Annotated in this window: 14 protein-coding genes; 9 read left to right on the plus strand and 5 right to left on the minus strand. The window is 35.8% G+C overall.

Annotated features, from left to right (window positions below; translation table 11 throughout):
- Positions 1 to 44 precede the first annotated feature (44 nt).
- From GSM_RS09680 to GSM_RS09690, 3 genes are all read right to left on the minus strand, one after another.
- Positions 45 to 1,241 carry an acyltransferase family protein gene (locus tag GSM_RS09680; RefSeq protein ID WP_003691467.1) on the minus strand — a complete coding sequence of 399 codons (1,197 nt, stop codon included), beginning with the start codon at positions 1,239 to 1,241 and terminating at the stop codon, positions 45 to 47.
- Between the two features lie 368 nt (positions 1,242 to 1,609).
- The gene (locus GSM_RS09685) at positions 1,610 to 2,350 is read right to left on the minus strand and encodes an amino acid ABC transporter ATP-binding protein (protein ID WP_003691466.1); all 741 of its coding nucleotides are present in this window, start codon (positions 2,348 to 2,350) and stop codon (positions 1,610 to 1,612) included.
- On the minus strand, positions 2,350 to 3,792 hold the full coding sequence (locus GSM_RS09690) for an amino acid ABC transporter substrate-binding protein/permease (protein ID WP_003691465.1): 1,443 nt from the start codon (positions 3,790 to 3,792) through the stop codon (positions 2,350 to 2,352). The genes GSM_RS09685 and GSM_RS09690 overlap by 1 nt, the downstream gene beginning before the upstream one ends.
- 585 nt (positions 3,793 to 4,377) lie before the next feature.
- Here GSM_RS09690 and trpB point away from each other — a divergent pair.
- The 6 genes from trpB to GSM_RS09720 all read left to right on the plus strand — a co-directional run bounded on the left by trpB (position 4,378) and on the right by GSM_RS09720 (position 11,945).
- On the plus strand, positions 4,378 to 5,559 hold the full coding sequence (gene trpB, locus GSM_RS09695; protein WP_010078182.1) for a tryptophan synthase subunit beta: 1,182 nt from the start codon (positions 4,378 to 4,380) through the stop codon (positions 5,557 to 5,559).
- Between the two features lie 360 nt (positions 5,560 to 5,919).
- Positions 5,920 to 6,969: a 3-isopropylmalate dehydrogenase gene (leuB, locus tag GSM_RS09700; RefSeq protein ID WP_003691570.1), complete on the plus strand. Its 1,050-nt coding sequence runs from the start codon at positions 5,920 to 5,922 to the stop codon at positions 6,967 to 6,969.
- Between the two features lie 5 nt (positions 6,970 to 6,974).
- Positions 6,975 to 8,351 carry a 3-isopropylmalate dehydratase large subunit gene (gene leuC / locus GSM_RS09705; RefSeq protein WP_003691569.1) on the plus strand — a complete coding sequence of 459 codons (1,377 nt, stop codon included), beginning with the start codon at positions 6,975 to 6,977 and terminating at the stop codon, positions 8,349 to 8,351.
- Position 8,352: 1 nt separating this feature from the next.
- Positions 8,353 to 8,937 (plus strand): 3-isopropylmalate dehydratase small subunit, encoded by a 585-nt coding sequence (gene leuD, locus GSM_RS09710; protein WP_003691568.1) that lies wholly within the window; start codon positions 8,353 to 8,355, stop codon positions 8,935 to 8,937.
- A gap of 14 nt (positions 8,938 to 8,951) precedes the next feature.
- Complete coding sequence (locus GSM_RS09715) at positions 8,952 to 10,301, plus strand: MFS transporter (protein WP_003691566.1); 1,350 nt, start codon at positions 8,952 to 8,954, stop codon at positions 10,299 to 10,301.
- 201 nt (positions 10,302 to 10,502) lie between these two features.
- On the plus strand, positions 10,503 to 11,945 hold the full coding sequence (locus GSM_RS09720; RefSeq protein WP_003691564.1) for an APC family permease: 1,443 nt from the start codon (positions 10,503 to 10,505) through the stop codon (positions 11,943 to 11,945).
- 106 nt (positions 11,946 to 12,051) lie between these two features.
- Here the strand turns inward: GSM_RS09720 and GSM_RS09725 are convergent, their stop codons facing one another.
- Positions 12,052 to 13,764 carry a putative glycosyltransferase family protein gene (locus GSM_RS09725; protein WP_003691562.1) on the minus strand — a complete coding sequence of 571 codons (1,713 nt, stop codon included), beginning with the start codon at positions 13,762 to 13,764 and terminating at the stop codon, positions 12,052 to 12,054.
- Positions 13,765 to 14,156: 392 nt separating this feature from the next.
- On the opposite strand from GSM_RS09725, the gene GSM_RS09735 reads away from it, so the two are divergent.
- The 3 genes from GSM_RS09735 to GSM_RS09745 all read left to right on the plus strand — a co-directional run bounded on the left by GSM_RS09735 (position 14,157) and on the right by GSM_RS09745 (position 16,913).
- Positions 14,157 to 14,912 (plus strand): DUF1003 domain-containing protein, encoded by a 756-nt coding sequence (locus GSM_RS09735; protein WP_003691561.1) that lies wholly within the window; start codon positions 14,157 to 14,159, stop codon positions 14,910 to 14,912.
- Positions 14,913 to 15,084: 172 nt separating this feature from the next.
- Positions 15,085 to 15,543 carry a MarR family winged helix-turn-helix transcriptional regulator gene (locus tag GSM_RS09740; RefSeq protein WP_003691560.1) on the plus strand — a complete coding sequence of 153 codons (459 nt, stop codon included), beginning with the start codon at positions 15,085 to 15,087 and terminating at the stop codon, positions 15,541 to 15,543.
- 14 nt (positions 15,544 to 15,557) lie between these two features.
- On the plus strand, positions 15,558 to 16,913 hold the full coding sequence (locus GSM_RS09745; RefSeq protein WP_003691559.1) for a dihydrolipoyl dehydrogenase family protein: 1,356 nt from the start codon (positions 15,558 to 15,560) through the stop codon (positions 16,911 to 16,913).
- Between the two features lie 268 nt (positions 16,914 to 17,181).
- Here the strand turns inward: GSM_RS09745 and GSM_RS09750 are convergent, their stop codons facing one another.
- Positions 17,182 to 18,087, minus strand: a complete 906-nt coding sequence (locus tag GSM_RS09750) for a helix-turn-helix transcriptional regulator (protein ID WP_003691558.1) — start codon at positions 18,085 to 18,087, stop codon at positions 17,182 to 17,184.
- Positions 18,088 to 18,091: the final 4 nt, after the last annotated feature.

Genomic DNA, 18,091 nt, shown 5'->3' on the forward strand with positions numbered 1-18,091 from the left:
CAATTAGGTTTTCTAGCACAGCCCTTTTTTTATTCGTTTTTATTTTATTCTTTAGAAATCAAAATGTTCTTGATGGAAGGTAGATTGCGATTCTTAAACGGATGCCAATTTGGACGTCCTATTAGGAATCCAAATGGAGGAACCTTATAGCAAGTCCATGCAAGTGTAAATGAAATGAGAACAACAACGAGCCAGCCGACAGGGATGAGCACAACTAATAACCAGTTGGGCAATGAAAGTGTATGCAAAATTGTACTTACGATTAAGAGACCAATCGTCTGATTTAAGTACATACCAAAACTGACTTTGACAGCTCGATCCATTAATGATTGTAGCCAATTGGGTAAACCACGAGCTTGTCGTTCTGCGTACTTTTTCCCAATCCAAAAGATTAGGCTAAGCATTACAATATCGTAACATACGATATAGGGTTGATGAAGGGACAAGGCGTGATCACTATCCAGCTTCAAGTATTGCTGATTCCAGACACGGTAATAGATAATCATGCCAAATGCCATCAATATGGCGAGTGTGACTAGTTTTTTAATATGTTTGTCAAGAAATGCGTAAACCTTCTTATGATACAGCCAAGTATAAACTCCAAAGAATATATAGAATTGATATGCAAAAATGTTGATGCTGACTGCCTTGAACCAGTAGGGCCATGAACTAGTATCAGTTTGGCTCATACCGAACTTAACCCAAAAGTCTGTCAATAATTGGATGATAAAACTGATTGATAGAATCAGCGAGTGAAAATTTGTAAAACGCTGGAAAATATAGACTATTACGGGAAATAACAGATATAATTGCATCACGAGCAACATGTAATAAAGGTAAAAACTGCTGCCATGCATAACAATTGTAAAGTATTTACTGCCAAATGAGTTAAGTGAATAGTTCGGATTACCAACCAGTATCATTAGAATCATTAAGAGAGCATTCCATGATAGATAAGGCCAGATACTACCACCAAATCTTTTTTTAAGGAATTTTGACCAGTCATGTTTTTTAAAGTATGTCAAAGTTAAAACGACACCACTAATAAAAATAAAACCCATTCTGGTATAGTGAAACATGACACGGACACTGCGTACAGTGTAGTAGGCATCACCGTCTGTCATTGCTGAAGTGAATTGATTAACGGTATGGTTAAATAAGACCCCTAGCGTAAAAAAAATACGCATAAAATCAATTTCATACAAATGCTGACGTTTTTTTGCAGTAGTAGTATTAGCCAAAATAAACCTCTTTTCTAAATAAATATATGTGAAACATGAGTTACATATATATTCTAGAGGAAACATGAGACTTTTTTTGAAATGATATTTGCTTGTTTTTCAAATAAAACATGAATTTTTAGAGAAAAAATGTGTGACACAAGTCGGTAAAATTTGATTATTAACGCGAAATTACGAATATCGCATGTTCTTTGCTATAAGTAATTCAAAGTGAAACAGAGAATTTTGATGTATGTATCACGTTTATCCGAAATAAATAAAGGGCTAGGTCAAAATTTACCTTTTGACCCAACCCTCTGGTAGTTATTACAAATAAATGTATTTTATATTTGAAGTACTCATGCTAAATGCTATGCTGATACTATTTTTTAGACGTTAATAACTTTATCCAAGAATGCCTTTGTTCGTTCATTTTGTGGATGATCGAAGACATCTTCAGGCTTTCCTTCTTCTACGACTACACCGTCGGCCATAAAGACAACACGATCGGCCATTTCTTTTGCAAAGCCCATTTCATGGGTAACAACGACCATTGTCATCCCTTCCTTAGCCAGTTTCTTCATTACTTCTAAAACATCGCCGACCATCTCAGGATCAAGAGCTGATGTTGGTTCATCGAATAACATAATATCGGGATTCATTGCAAGTGCCCGTGCAATCGCAACACGCTGTTTTTGTCCACCAGAGAGAGACTGCGGTTTAGCATCATATTTATCTTCCAGACCAACAGTTGCGAGTAATTTTTTAGCTTGCGCAGCAGCATCTTCTTTTGAAAGTTTGCCTAATTCAACGGGAGCCAGTTCAATATTTTGGCCAACTGTCAAATTGTTAAAGAGATTAAAATGCTGGAAAACCATTCCGATATTTTCACGTGCCTGATCAATATTGGTCTTGATATTACTAATATCCCTTCCGTCAATTGATACTTCTCCAGAAGTAGGGGCCTCAAGCCTGTTCAGACAACGTAAAAGTGTACTTTTACCTGAACCTGATGGTCCAATTAGCACAACAACTTCATTATTAGCAACCTTGAAGTCAATACCTTTTAGAACATGATTATCACCAAAACTTTTATTTAGATCTGATACATCTACTTTTAAATTTGCCATTAGTCATTAATCCTCCGTTCAACCCACTTAGATAGTAATGTTAGCAATGTGATAATTAAGAGATAGATTACTGCAATGATTGCCCAGACTTTGAATCCTTCAAGGTTACGAGCAATAATAATCTTACCTGTCTGAGTCAATTCTAGAATTCCGATAATTGATAGAATTGAAGTATCCTTCAAAGTGATGATAAATTGATTGATGAATGAAGGAACCATTATTTTGATACCTTGAGGCAGGATAACTTTGCGCATTGCTTTACCAAAAGGCAAGCCCAGACTTCTTGCAGCTTCCATTTGGCCACTGTCGACGGCATCGATTCCACCTTTAACAAATGCGGCAGTATAAGCACCTTCGTTTAATGTCAAGGTTATAATACCAGCTACAAAGGCTGGAATTTTGGTACCAGTCAAGCTTGGTATACCATTATAAATGAATAAAGCTAAAACAAGAAGAGGCAAGCCTCTGAAAATGTAGATAATTGTGGTAGAAGCACCCCGTGCAAATTTATTTGGTAAAACTCCAAGTAATCCGACAAGAATACCAAAGATTGTTGCACAAATGATAGAAACAATCGTTAACTTAAGAGTTTCCAAAATCCCATTTAAGATGGCTTTTTGGTTTTGACGCAAAAGTCCTAAGAATGTTCTGTCTTCAGAGTTTGATTTAGTTGTCTTGCTTGTGGCCGTTTTACCAGTATACTTCTTGATAATTTGATCATATTTGCCATTTTTCTTTAGCTTAGCCAACCCAGCGTTGAACATCTTTAGTAATTTTTGGTTTTGGCCTTTTTTAACAGCAAAACCGTATTGACCAACATCTGCAGGTTTTGTGACGACCTTTAATCCTAAACCTGTTTTAACGCCATAGTTAAGAACGGCACTGTCATCAAAACATGCTGCAGAATTACCTGTTTTAACATCATTATAGACATTATCAGAATCATCAAATGTAACGACTTTGAACCCATATTTATCCTTAATTGAGTTGGCGTATGCGGCACCTTGTGTACCAGTCTTGACAGCAACAGTTTTACCTTTTAGCCCTTTGAGACTTGTAATTTTACTACTAGGGGCAACTGCCATGACAATTCCAGATTCATAGTAAGGTGTTGAGAAATCAAGAGTTTGTTTGCGTTCATCGGTAATCGTCATTCCAGCGATCACACCATCAATTTGTCCGGAGCTGAGAGACTGAACGGCGGCATTGAAACCAAGTGGTTTTATATCGACTTTAAAGCCTTCCTCTTTAGCAATAGAGCGGATTAATTCCATATCAATTCCCACATATTTATTATTGGAATTTGCATAAACAAATGGTGGGAAGGTAACATCTGTACCAATTGTATAAGTGGTTTCAGCGTGCACTGTAGGAGCTTGCCATGCAAACAGTCCTAGTGACGCAAAAAATAACGCAAAAAAAAGCTTTAATCTAATTTTCATTTAACTTTCCCCTATCTTTCGATATTATATGCCAATTATATCACATACATGTAATTAAAAATAATTGTAACAAATTAATCGTAAATAAAAAGGTGTAAAATTACATTATTTAGAACTGTGTTGTGCACAATTATTTATTTAACGAATCAGTTATGACATTGTGAGGGAGAAAAAAATTGAGGCTGTGAGGCACCTAGTGAAGAATGCTTAGGATATTATGATTTTAATGATTGCAGATTTGTAGAGACTTACTTTACATTTTACAAATGTAACGGCTAAAGCAAGCCTATTTTTAAAACGATAAAGAACTTGACTTTTGATTAGAATAAAGTGATAATAATTAACAATTAATGATAGAAAGGATGACTGTATTATGAGTTTAAACATTCAAAAATGGCAACTTTGGCGTAGCTAGAGCAAGTTGAGTGTTTTTAATGGACATAGACTTGCTTAATTACTTTGTAGTTTTGAGAGAGTCTATGCCGAATACAGTTGTTTAAGGACTGATGGTGCATAGTTATGTACTGTCAGTTTTTTTATTTGGACAGGACTCTCTTTTTATAAAAATAAAAAGGAGTTTTTATTATGACAAACAATGGTTATTATGGAATTTTTGGTGGACAATATGTACCTGATGATGTTGCAAAAGCACTGAAACAACTTGAAGATGCTTATCTGAAATATAAGGATGATGAAAAGTTTAGAGCGGAATTGGCATATTATTTAAAAGACTACTCTGGGCGTGAAACACCGCTTTATTTTGCTGAGTCACTAACCGATAAATTGGGTGGGGCAAAAGTATATTTAAAACGAGAAGACTTGAATCACTTAGGAGCTCATAAATTAAATAATGTGCTAGGACAGATACTTCTTGCAAAACGAATGGGCAAGACAAAGGTTATAGCCGAAACGGGTGCGGGACAACATGGTGTAGCAACTGCGGCAGCGGCAGCAAAATTTGGCATGGATTGTGAGATATTTATGGGAGCGGAGGATGTTCGCAGGCAGAGACTGAATGTTTTTAGAATTAATTTATTAGGAGCCAAGGTTCATTCGGTCGAGGAAGGTAACGGTACCTTGAAAAATGCAGTTGATGCTGCTTTTGGCCATTATGCACAGCATTTAGATGATACTTTCTACGTATTGGGTTCAGCTGTCGGACCGTATCCTTATCCAGCAATTGTCAAAGACTTTCAAAGTGTTATCAGTAAAGAAGCCCGTAAACAGATACTGGAGAAAGAAGGTCGGTTGCCAGATGCAATAATTGCTTGCGTTGGCGGCGGTTCTAACGCCATTGGAGCATTCGCGGAATTTATTAATGATCCTGAAGTTAAGTTGTTTGGTGCTGAAGCGGCTGGGAAGGGTGTCGATACACCGGACAATGCAGCTACGATGACAAACGGAACGGTTGGTATTTCGGACGGGATGAAAACGTATGTTCTGCAAGATGGAAAGGGAAATGTGTTACCAGCATACTCAATTTCTGCAGGACTTGATTATCCTGGAGTCGGACCAGAGCACGCCTATCTTAAGGATACGAAACGTGCACAATATGATGCAATCACCGATCAGGATGCAATTGATGCATTTATTCTGTTATCCAAGACTGAAGGAATAATCCCAGCATTGGAGAGTTCTCATGCAGTTGCTGAAGCTGTGAAAATTGTTCCCAAAATGAGGAAAGATCAAATTGTGATTATTAATATTTCTGGACGTGGAGATAAAGATGTTGAGCAAGTTGCCCATTTTTTGGGAATTGAATTATAAATGAAGGAGAAAGTGTTATTGTGAAATAATCGCTTAAGCATAATTTTAAATTTTATAAATTGAGAATTTTTTTATTATTATTAAGATTTATTTCAATTTATCATTGACAAGCAATGTAAATGGCGTTAAATTATTCTTAAATTAAACGGAAGGAGTTCTAATCATGAGTAATAGTATGTGTAATAGTTTCACAATTGAATTTGCCCTACTACTATGACCCAGGACTCTGACATTATTAGTCGAGTCCTATTTACCGTTGTAGGAATGGGGCTCGAGAGGAAGGCGTCTCATTCTAATTTGAATGAGGCGCCTTTTTTGTCCGAGTAAATTAATTAAAAATAATTGAGAGGAATAAAGTGAATGAAAACAAAAAAAATTGCGGTTTTACAAGGTGATTATATTGGGCCAGAGATAATGAGTGCAGGACTTGAGGTATTGGAAGCCGCAAGGCAGGGGACAGATTTTGAATATCAAATACATAAATATAATTTTGGTGGAGAGGCGATTGATAAATGTGGTGAGCCGTTACCACAAAGTACAATCGAAGGATGTAAGAGTTCTGATGCAATCTTATTGAGTGCGATTGGCGGTCCTAAGTGGGACAAAGCAAGTGTCAGGCCAGAAGCTGGATTATTGACAATCAGAAATGAACTTGGATTGTTTGCAAATATCCGTCCAACTAAGATCAATCCAATCTTGGCTAGAAAGTCTCCAATCAAAGAGGAGGTAATTCAAAATACTGATTTTGTAATTGTTCGAGAACTGACAAGTGGGATATATTTTGGAACTCCTAGAAAAAAAGATGAACATGAAGCAATCGATACTTCAAGTTACACAGTGGAAGAGATTGAAAGAATTATGCACATAGGTTTTGAAATGAGTATGCATCGTAAGAAACATGTAACTGTTGTAGATAAGGCAAATGTTCTAGCTACCTCAAAATTGTGGCGCGAAGTAGCACAAAAAATGAGTAATGAATATCCGCAAGTTGAAGTGGATTACTGTTATGTTGATGCTGCTGCAATGAAAATTATTACACAGCCAAGTTCCTTTGATGTAGTTATCACGGCAAACTTATTTGGAGATATTTTGAGTGATGAGGCATCTGTTTTAACAGGGTCGCTTGGAACAATTCCTTCTATGAGTACTGGAGTTAATGGACCGAGTTTGTATGAACCAATTCATGGTTCGGCACCAGATATTGCTGGTAAAGGAATTGCCGATCCAATCTCAATGATTCAAAGTATCGAAATGATGCTGCGCGAGTCATTTGCTGAGTATGAGATAGCCGATAGAATTGCAAGGGCAGTTGAACAAACCATTGAAACAGGTATTGTAACACCAGATCTTGGAGGAAAGGCAACGACTAAGGAAGTCATAGAACAAATAATTGAAAATTTGAGAGGATGAATAAAATGGGAAAAACATTATTTGATAAGCTTTGGGAAAAACATGTGGTTAGTGGAGAAGAAGGCGAACCACAATTAATCTATGTGGATTTGCACCTTGTTCACGAAGTTACATCGCCGCAGGCTTTTGAGGGCTTGAGAACGAACAAGCGGACGGTAAGACGTCCAGATCGAACGTTTGCAACGATGGATCACAATGTACCAACAAAAGATATTTTCAATATTAAAGATCAGATTTCACGCAAGCAAATTGAGACACTTCGAGCAAATTGTAAGGAATTTGGACTTAGATTGGCAGATATGGGGAATGAAGATCAAGGAATTGTTCATGTGATTGGGCCACAACTTGGACTAACACAACCTGGAGAAATCGTAGTTTGTGGAGATTCGCATACTGCAACACATGGGGCATTTGGCTCAATTGCATTTGGAATAGGAACCTCTGAAGTTGAACATGTTCTAGCTACACAAACGATTTGGCAGCTCAAACCTAAAACGATGGGAATTCATTTGTATGGCAAATTGCAAGAAGGTGTTGCTGCAAAGGATATTATCATGGCTTTGATTGCGCAAAATGGTGTCGATTTCGGGACTGGATATGCAGTTGAGTTCTTTGGTGAAACGGTAAAGCAATTATCGATGGAAAATCGGATGACTATCTGCAACATGGCAATTGAAGGTGGAGCAAAGATGGGGATGATGCGTCCAGATCAAACAACTTTTGATTATCTGAAAGGCCGCAAATATGCACCTAAAAATATGGATAAAGCTATTGAGTACTGGAAACAATTCTACACGGACGATGTTGCCGACTACGATACTGTAATTGAATTTGATGTTAGCACATTGGCACCCTATGTTTCGTGGGGAACTAATCCTTCAATGGCAGTTCCAGTGAATGCAACTTTGCCGAAGATTACAGATATGAATGTTCAACGAGCATATGATTATATGGACTTAAAACCATCAATTAAGGCAACTGATATTCCAATTCAGTGGATTTTTATCGGATCATGTACAAATGGTCGCTTAGCCGATATTCAAGAAGCTGCACGAGTCATGAAGGGACATCACATTGCTAAAAATGTAACTGCGTGGATTGTTCCTGGATCAAGGACGGTAAAAAATGAAGCTGAAAAGTTGGGGCTTGATCAGATTTTTAAGGATGCAGGATGTGAGTGGCGCGAACCAGGGTGTTCAGCATGTTTAGCAATGAATCCAGATAAAATTCCGGCGGGAATTCACTGTGCTTCAACAACTAATCGTAACTTTGAAGGTAGGCAAGGAAAAGATGCAAGGACACATCTTGCAAGTCCAGCAATGGTCGCAGCTGCAGCAATTCATGGACATTTTATTGATATTCGCCAAGAGGAGGCAATCTAATATGGAAGCAATTACAATACATAAGGGAACAACTATCCCTTTGATGAACAACAACATTGATACAGATCAAATTATCCCAAAACAGTTCTTGAAGAACATTTTAAAAGTGGGCTATGGTCAACATCTCTTTCATGACTGGCGCTTTCTAGATGATGGGACACCCAATCCAGACTTTATTTTAAATAAAGAAGAACGTAAAAATGCAACTATTCTAATCAGTGGTGACAACTTTGGTTGTGGCTCCTCACGTGAACATGCTGCATGGGCTCTAAAAGATTGGGGTTTCAAAATCATAATAGCTGGTGGTTACAGCGATATCTTCTTTATGAATTGTACAAAGAATGGAATATTACCAATTATTTTGCCGCAGAGTGTTAGAAATACTTTGGCACAATTGGCACCTGATGACGAGATTACGGTTGATCTGCCACAGCAAAAAGTGATTTGCCGAGATAACGTGTATTCATTTGAGATTGATGCAACTTGGAAACAGAAGTTTATTGATGGAATAGATGACATTGAGCTAACACTGAAACAAGAAGAGAAGATAAGAAACTTCGAAAAAAACATGCCAGTGTTTGAATAAAGGGGGAAGTATATATGGAAGAAGCAATCAATTCACAGAATATACAAGATGATAAAAAAGCAAGGCAATTAAAGATAAGAATGAATCAGATACAACCAACAACAACCTTTTATAAGATTTTTGTTTTAGTTTCAGCTGGTATGTTTCTAGATGCGATTGATGTCTACTTAGCGAGTGGAGTAAGCAGCTACTTGTTGGAAACAAATTGGTCAACGCTGAAACTTAACTCAATTTTTTTGGCAGTTGGTTTCTTCGGCTTATTTTTGGGATCAGTTTTTGCAGGAGTAGTGGGCGACTTTTTTGGCAGAAAAAAGGCATACCAGCTTAACTTAATAGTTTTCGGTTCTTTTACCTTGATTGGTTCATTCGCACCCAACATGTACTTCTTGATTGTCTGCCGCCTGATTGCAAGTATTGGATTAGGAACTGAAATAGTTACCGGATATGCAATGATTAATGAATTTGCACCAGTCAAGAGTCGTGGAAAATGGTGTGCACTGACCTCATTCATTGCTAACTGTGGAGCGCCAATTACAATGCTGATGTGTACCTTGTTGATTCCCCATTTCACATGGAGAATAATGTTTATTATCTCTGGAATATCGGCTTTAATCTTATGGTATTTTCGACGTAAATTACCTGAATCACCTCGTTGGAGCATTGCACATGGCCGAATAGAAGAGGCTCAAGGTGTTATTAATGAGATTGAAAACGAGATGAAAGATGAAGGAGTAGGCAAAGCTCAAATTAATTCCAAGATAAATAGCGCCGAGGTTGCTGATGAAATTAATAGTCATTTTGGACGCAATCTCCTTGTTGCAATTTTTGCTGTTTCGGCAACAATTGTCTGCCAATATACGTTTACTTCTTGGGTACCAACACTTTTGGTCAAGCAAGGAATTAATATCGTTTCTTCATTAGGGTTCACGACAGTGATGATGATGGGAGCCCCAGCAGGTGCATTTTTAGGATCACAATTAGTTGATAGGATTGGTAGGAAGCCAACAATTGTTACAGCATTTATCTTAGCAGCAATCTTAGGAATTATTTATTCACGGCAAACTGACCCAACTATTGTTATGGCACTTGGATTCTTATTGACGACTTGTTTTTATGTGTTGATGGCATCTGTTGTCGGCGTTTATGTTTCAGAGTTATTTACCACTAAGTATCGTTTTCGTGGCGCAGGAATTGCGAACGGAATCTCTAAATTAATAACTGTAGGGATGCCAATTGGTGTTGCATGGTTACTGAGTATCTCAAATACAACAATGATCTTTACCGTAATAAGTAGCTTTGCTGTCATTGCAGCAATTATTGTATATTTTTTTGGACCTGAAACTAACAATCAAGAAGTGGACTAATGTTTTACAGTTCCTGCTAAAGAGTACCCTCTTTATTTCTTTAACTATTTGTTTTAAAATACTTAATTGTGACTAATTGTTAGTCGATTTTAGATTAAGTGAGGAAACCTTTTTTGTGTTTAGAAATAGCTACAACCATGCATAAGCCACCAAATGATAATTGTTTTACTTTATAAAACAATTAAATTTGGAGGAATAAGCATGTCTAATAATTTGTTACAGTCCAAAAAGAATTATATGAGTTGGCCGGTAATTGCACTTTTAGATTTCGTAACCATCATTAGTTTTGAAAACATTTTTTATCCATTCCAAAATCAAGGGCTTTCTGTTGTTGTATCTTGGATCTTCCTATTATTTGCCTACGTAATCCCATATGAACTAATTGTCAGTCAGCTGAGTCTTACTTTTAACAATCAAAGTGGGGGATTGGCTTCCTGGGTAAGACGAGGCGGTAATGATACTCTAGGCTATTGGACTTCGTGGATGTACTGGATTCAAAGTGTTCCCTATATAGTGGACGTTTCTAATTCGGTAATTGTTTCATTTAGTTGGATGATTCTTGGAAATAATACCTTAGGTGATAGGATGTCTACATTTGAATTTGGCTTATTGACCTTTGCGATAATACTAATATTTATCTTATTAGAAAATGCGATTAAAAACTCTTTAGAAATATTGTCACTAATCGGTGGCGGGGCAATGTTCGTTATGTCAATGTTGTTTGTTTTATTGGCGGGTTATGCATTGATGCATGGTACGCATATCGCAACACAGCCATTTAATTTGGGAGCATTCATGCCAAACTTTAGTTTGAAATACTTCTCGACTACAGGATTACTGATTTTTGCAATGTCTGGTGCCGAACTAGCAGCTCCGTATATAGTACAAATGCGCGATCCTAAGCATGAATTTCCTAAGGCAATGTGGTTGCTGGCATTAATGACGGCATTTTTAACTATCTTTGGAACATTGTCATTAGCAGTCTTTTTCAATGCGAATGCAATTCCACACGATTTCAAGATGAATGGTCCATATTATGCTTTTTCAATGCTTGGCGCAGAATTGGGATTAGGCAAACTTCTAATGTATATCTTTGCAGTCGTACAAGCAATTTTCATGATGGCACAATTAGCGGTTTTATTGGATGCATCGAGTCGTGTTTTTGCAGGAGATGTGGCTGATAAGTTCATGCCAAGCTGGTTAACCAAGAAAAATAAAAAAGGATTACCAGTCAATTCATATCTGATGACTACAGGATTGAGCTTGTTCTTATTATTATTGACGGGAACTTTGCCAAATATTAATACTATCTATAATTGGTTGTTAAATATCAATGGAATAGTTTCGCCATATAAAACATGCTGGGTATTTTTTGCATTCTTAGCAATTAGATGGCGTGACAAAGAATTCCATTCAGATTATATATTTATTCGGAATCGTAAACTTGCATTAACTGTTGGCGGATGGTGTTTCTTGTTTACGTTTGTGTGTGCCACATTAGGTTTTATTCCACAGGATGCTGATTTTGGAACTAAGTCATTCGATTACCAATTGATAATGAACTTTATCACTGTCTTTGTTTTATTTGGGGTCGGATTCTTGTTGCCGTATCTTAGGAAGCGTGAACTCAATGAGAATGAGTAATTGGATTTAAAATAAGAAATTAATTTGTTCGCCGTTGATACTAAAAATGAAAAAGAATTGATAATGTTAGCTCATGCTAATTTTTATCAATTCTTTTTTATTAAATTTATTGTCTATTTTTTAATTTTCTAAAGAATTTCCATCCAATATAAGTTAGGCAACTAAACCATGTAATTATAACAATGTACATGACGGGCAAGAACCAATTACCGATGTTATAACTAATAACTAGCTTATTTCTTCCTTTCTTTTGGCTCACAATAGGTGTTCCAATCTTTGTCAGGTGGTATTGATTCTTTTTGCCTGTTATTTTATGTCCATTCAAAATTAGTTTTGTATTACGGTATTTTATTACAGGTACACTAATCATCTTTCTCTTTTTTGCATACCAAATAATAACTAATGAATTATTGTGAACACTTTTTATAAAGTGTGAATTAGCAGAAATAATATAGCGATTATACAATTTGTAATTTTTTTTGGTATTGTTATGATAACTCGGTAAATAATCAGGTGTCTTTTTCTGAACCAGTTCTAGTATTGAATTAAGATCTGTAGAATAAAGTGAATTGTGAATCTTTTTATCATTTTTAGAATTAAAAACAAGCATACCTAGATTTTTAAGAGGCGAACTATTAGTCATCCAGTATTCATATTTTTTATTTGCGAAGGTAGTTGTTTGAAAAAGGCCCACAAGAACAACTAGTGAGAGGACACCATAAATTTTATTATTATTACTCCTAGATAGGTGATTTGAAAGAAAGTGTGCAAACAAGACACAAGCAAAAATCGTCACAATTACAAAAAAGCGGAAAGGAAATTGAAAAATTTCGAGAGGCTTTATTTGGTACTTAATTATCAAATACCAAGGGAAAATACTGGTAGACAGAAGTGAAAATATGAAAAAATTAATACTGCAGATTTTAGCAAGTGGAGTATGACTATGCCACTTCTTTATGGATAAATAAAGAAGAAATACTATTATTGCCATAAGCGGCAACGAAGTAAAAAGCCAATAGCATCCGATTTCTGTAACAGAGTATGAATACATTTGCTTGTTTATAAATGGCAATACTAAGTTATTTGAGTGACTAATAGCGAGTAAAACAGTCCATATATTCATCGTCAGCAACAAAAAGATAAAAATAGCAATGCAGATTTTAAAAATATCTTTTTTAGGCGTTGATGATTTTAATAGCCCATAAGTAAAAAAAGGAATGTAGGTTATCACCAAAAGAATAGTACTTAGAACATGAATCTGGAGAAGCAATGAGACACACAAAGCAAGTTGAATACTATTTATCTTGTGATCGGTGATGTACTTGAATGCTGGGATTAAAGCAAGTGGGATGATTGCAGCCCCCCAGCTTGTGAATCCTTGACGAAATGTCCAATCCTGAATAGAGAAGGTCGTTAAATAAAAGCAAGCCATCGGAACCGCTACTCGAGTTTTTATACGAGCTGTGCGCATTAAATAATACATAGAGAAACTGGCGATCATATTTAGAACAAGGCGCGAAAAGATTTGGTAGTTATACCAAGTTCTTGATAATAGTAATAATATTCCCTGTAAATAAGCAAAAATTGGACCGTATAAAGCATTAACAATTCGGCCAGATTGTTGAAATCCGTATGTAGAGATGAAATATTGAAAGTTACCGTTTTTTATTTGCATAGCAGTGTCATAAAAACGGTTGTAATGAAATAGAAAATCTGGGCCTAAAATTATTCCACCGGAAAAATATTGTGGGAGAACTAACAGTATTGAAAACGAAATTAAACACCCAGCTACTAGTAGATGTTTCTGAAAACTTTTCATAAGAATTAAGCCTCTTTTAAGTTATTAGATTATCCTAGCATGGAAATTATATGAAAAAGAGTGAGAAACGGCAAGTAGCAAAATTAATAATTAATTGTAATTTATAGTTATTACAGACAATTTAATTTTTAAATGAAGCATTAGAGCATAATTTATTATTTTATTTAAGATATTAAAAAAATATTGTTCAGTTGAATGATTGACACTCCTGCAAGAAATAGCTATGGTAAATATGTATGAAATTATGAGAATTTTAGAAAGTGTGGTGAGGGAAATGTCAGATAGTCATAGGTGTAGTGTAAATGGTGCTGAAGCAAAAGCTAATGGTGCTGATGATTACGAACCCTCGCAACATAAGCGCCTAAAATAATTCAATTGAGGGGAAATTGTCAATGAAGAAAAATATGGAGCAAAGACTAAAATGTCTTGTAGATCAAAAGGAATATGATTTAGTAGATGGAGTTTTTCTAAAAGACCTAGATGGTTCTCTAAGAGCACTGATAAGAAGAGACTATCCTAAAGCGGCTGATAGTCAATTTATCTGTAGTGAGCATTTAGTGCAATATCGTGTGAAAAAAATGGATCAAATGATTGCAAAAGATTACCGGCAAAATGATAAGTTAACTAGAAAATTAACACGTGTGATGGAAAATGATGCCTATCAAATGGTAGATGTACGCGAGCAACTAGAACATTCTTTGACTTTTGGACAAAAGATAGCTGATGGAGTTGCACATTTTGGTGGCAGCTGGGCATTTATTTTAAGTTTTGTTGGAATTATGATTTTCTGGATACTCTTAAATATATTTCATTGGTTTGGCGTACATTTCGATTCGTATCCGTTTATTTTGCTGAATCTATTTTTAAGTATGGTGGCTGCCATCCAAGCACCACTGATAATGATGAGTCAGAATCGCTCGTCTGAGTATGACCGGATGGAGTCGCGTAATGATTATCAGGTTAATCAGAAGTCAGAAGAAGAGATTAGAGTTCTGCATTCAAAAATCGATCATTTGATTCAGCAAGATCAACCTAACTTATTGCAAATTCAGAAGATTCAAACGGAGATGCTGGGTTCTATTGAGTCACAAGTAAGTGAATTAAGAAGATTACAACAGTATTTTGAAGAAAAAGATAAAAAAGAATAGTTTTAGCTCGGATTATGGAACACATCCATACGGAATAAATAGAGGACTAGGTCAGAATATAATTTTTGACCCAGTTCTTTTTTGTATTAAAGAATGAAAAGATAAAAAAATTTGCTTATTAAAAGTTTAAATGGTAATATGTATCGCATACGATATAAAAGGGAGGGAGACTATGAATAACCAGAATGTTTTTTATGATGAACTGTGTCTATCCATTTACACAACAAATCGTTATTTTCACCAATTATATCAGATAGTTTTAGGCAAGTATGAGTTAACATATCTGCAATATATGGTTTTACTGAATATAAAGCAGCAAGGGAAAAGCACTTTAGTCGTGATTTGTAGGAATTTGGATTTGGATACAAATACTTTAACACCAGTTGTTAAGAAGTTGATGATAAAGAACTGGATAAAGCGTGAGAAGTCTGTTACTGACGGACGAAGTTTTGAACTGTTTCTCACTAATAGTGCAGAACAGAAGTTTGAACTAATTCAGATTGAGATTGCAAGAATTCAAGAAAAGTTAGTAGGAGATGACCAGCAACAGTTTACCAAAATACTAAGTCAGACACATACTTTGAATAATCGAGTACAGGAACTTATTGATGAATTAACAAATAAAAAATAAAAAGGTGATAAGATATGGAAAAATTTGATGTTATTTTTATTGGTAGCGGACATGCAAACTGGCATGCAGCAGTTGATTTACAGAAAAAAGGTAAGAAAGTTGCAATAGTTGAGAAAGATCTAATTGCTGGCACATGCACTAACTATGGCTGTAACGCAAAGATTTTGTTAGATGGAGCAGCTGACCTAATTCATCAATCGCAGGCATACACAGGCATGGGTTTAAAAGGTGATTTGCATATCGATTGGCCAGAACTAATGGCATATAAACAGGCAACAATTAATCCAATTCACTTAATGCTAGAACAGCAATTTAAAGCAGTTGGGATTGAAATTTTTAATGGGACAGCTTCTTTTCTTGATCAACATTCTATTAAAGTAGGCGAGAAAATTTTGAGTGCAACGAATTTCATAATTGGAACTGGGCAAACACCAAATCGGTTACCAGTTGATGGAAATGAATTTCTGCATGATAGCCGTGAATTCTTAGATTTGTCGGAATTGCCAAACCGGATGACTTTTGTCGGAGCTGGGATTGTTTCATTAGAGTTTGCGATGCTTGTAAAAGCTGCGGGAACAGAAGTTTCTATTATTGAATTCGCACCTGGAGCTCTGCGCGGGTTTAATCAAAAATATGTGGGTAAATTACTGCAGCAAATGGAAGAAATGGGAATAAAAATTTATTTTAATGAGGCTGTGCAAAAAATTCAAAAAAGAGATAATCAACTAATAGTCTCAACAGCATCTGGCCTGGAGGTTAGGACTGACTATGTACTTGATGCAACTGGCAGAATTCCAAATATAAATGGTTTGAACCTTGACGCTGCTGGAGTAGAGTATAAAAAAGGCGGAATAGTTGTTGATGATCACTTACGAACATCTGTACCACATATTTATGCTAGTGGTGATGTCATTGATAAGCAGATTCCTAGATTAACACCTACAGCAACTTTTGAATCTAATTACTTGGCAAGTCTGTTATTAGGTGAGAATACTGAATCAATCATCTATCCTGTTATTGCAAGTGTCGTTTTCACTCTTCCAAGAATTGCACAAGTCGGATTGAGCGAGATGGATATAGAGAACAAAAAAGATAAGTATCTCATTAAGGAGATACCCTATGGTAAACGGCTACGTTTTCAAACTAAAAATGAACCTGACGCAGAAGCGACCTTAATATTTAATCGGGATTCTTATTTGGTAGGGGCAAGCGTTTATGGTGACGAAGCACCAGAATTAATTAACATCTTGGCAATGATAATTGGTCTAAAGCTGACCCAAGATGATTTGAACAAGGCAATTCTAGCATTTCCAAGTCAAACAATTGGGTTGATTAGTATGATGGCACCTTACTTAAGAAAATCCAAGTAAAATTAACTCTTCAAAGGTTGCAGTATGACCACTTCTTGAAGAATTATTAATAAATTAAATTATGAACATGTAATCAGTGATTCAAACAGGATCTAGTTAATTTCCTACAAAGGAAGTTAACTGGATCCCTTTTTGTTATTCAAGCTAAATAAATCGCGTACGTTTAAGTGAGATAAAAAATTCTCGCAACGAAATTGTATAGTTTCTTTAAAGAGTATGAGTTGGAGAAGACTAGGTTACCAGCCGAATAAATATTATATGGTAACCATTATGGATGATAAATGTGCTGTTGGTAATCTTCGCGAAATTGGCGAGGAGTTCGACCACGCTCATTACGAAAATGGCTATAAAAACTAGTTAAATTTTTGTAGCCTAACTCATTACTAATTTCATCAATATTTTTATTTGATAGTGACAACATACGAGACGCCATTTCCATACGTAATGTTGTTTTCAACTTTGAGAAAGATTGCTTAAACAATTTTCGACATAAACGTGAAAAATAGTTTTGCTGATAACCAAAATGAGTTGCGGCACTTACTAAAGTTACGTCGTTAATATGTTGGGTTAAATACGTAAAAATTGCTCCTGCCTGTGCATCTGGTCCAGCATAACGAATTGGGCCCTGGGGGAAAAAGGAATCTGTTTTCGAAACTTTTTGATGATGTTTGCGTGATAGTTCAGTATATAACAAGCCCAGTAGGCTTTCTCGCTGGAATGTCAGAAATTTATCTGGTGAATACTTTTCTAAAGTAGCAATTATATTTAAGTATTCATGAACAATTTTAGTTTCCAAATGTCGAAAAACTATATACTGATTTTGTTGCGAATCAACAGCATTCATCAAATCGTGAATCAGTGGATTATCGCCTACTAACATCATGTTTAATGGATTAGGTACTTGTAGCCATTCATCAAAAATTCTAATTTCAACGGGTTGATCAGTGGCTTTAAATATTAATTGATCTATTTGTTGAATTAAGATCAAATCAAACGGCCGTAAGGGAATTTCAGTTGTACCTAATGTTACTGCACAAGTTGCTAGGCATTCAACCATTTGCATGTGAACTTTAAAACAATTAGTTGTACTGCTTGTAATTGAGGGTAATTCTAGTTGCTTAGATACTATTCCATCAACCTTTAAAGCGCTTTTTGTTGTATAGTTTGTAGCCATTTAA

It is taken from the genome of Liquorilactobacillus mali KCTC 3596 = DSM 20444, from assembly GCF_000260415.1.
Classification (GTDB): Bacteria; Bacillota; Bacilli; order Lactobacillales; family Lactobacillaceae; genus Liquorilactobacillus; species Liquorilactobacillus mali.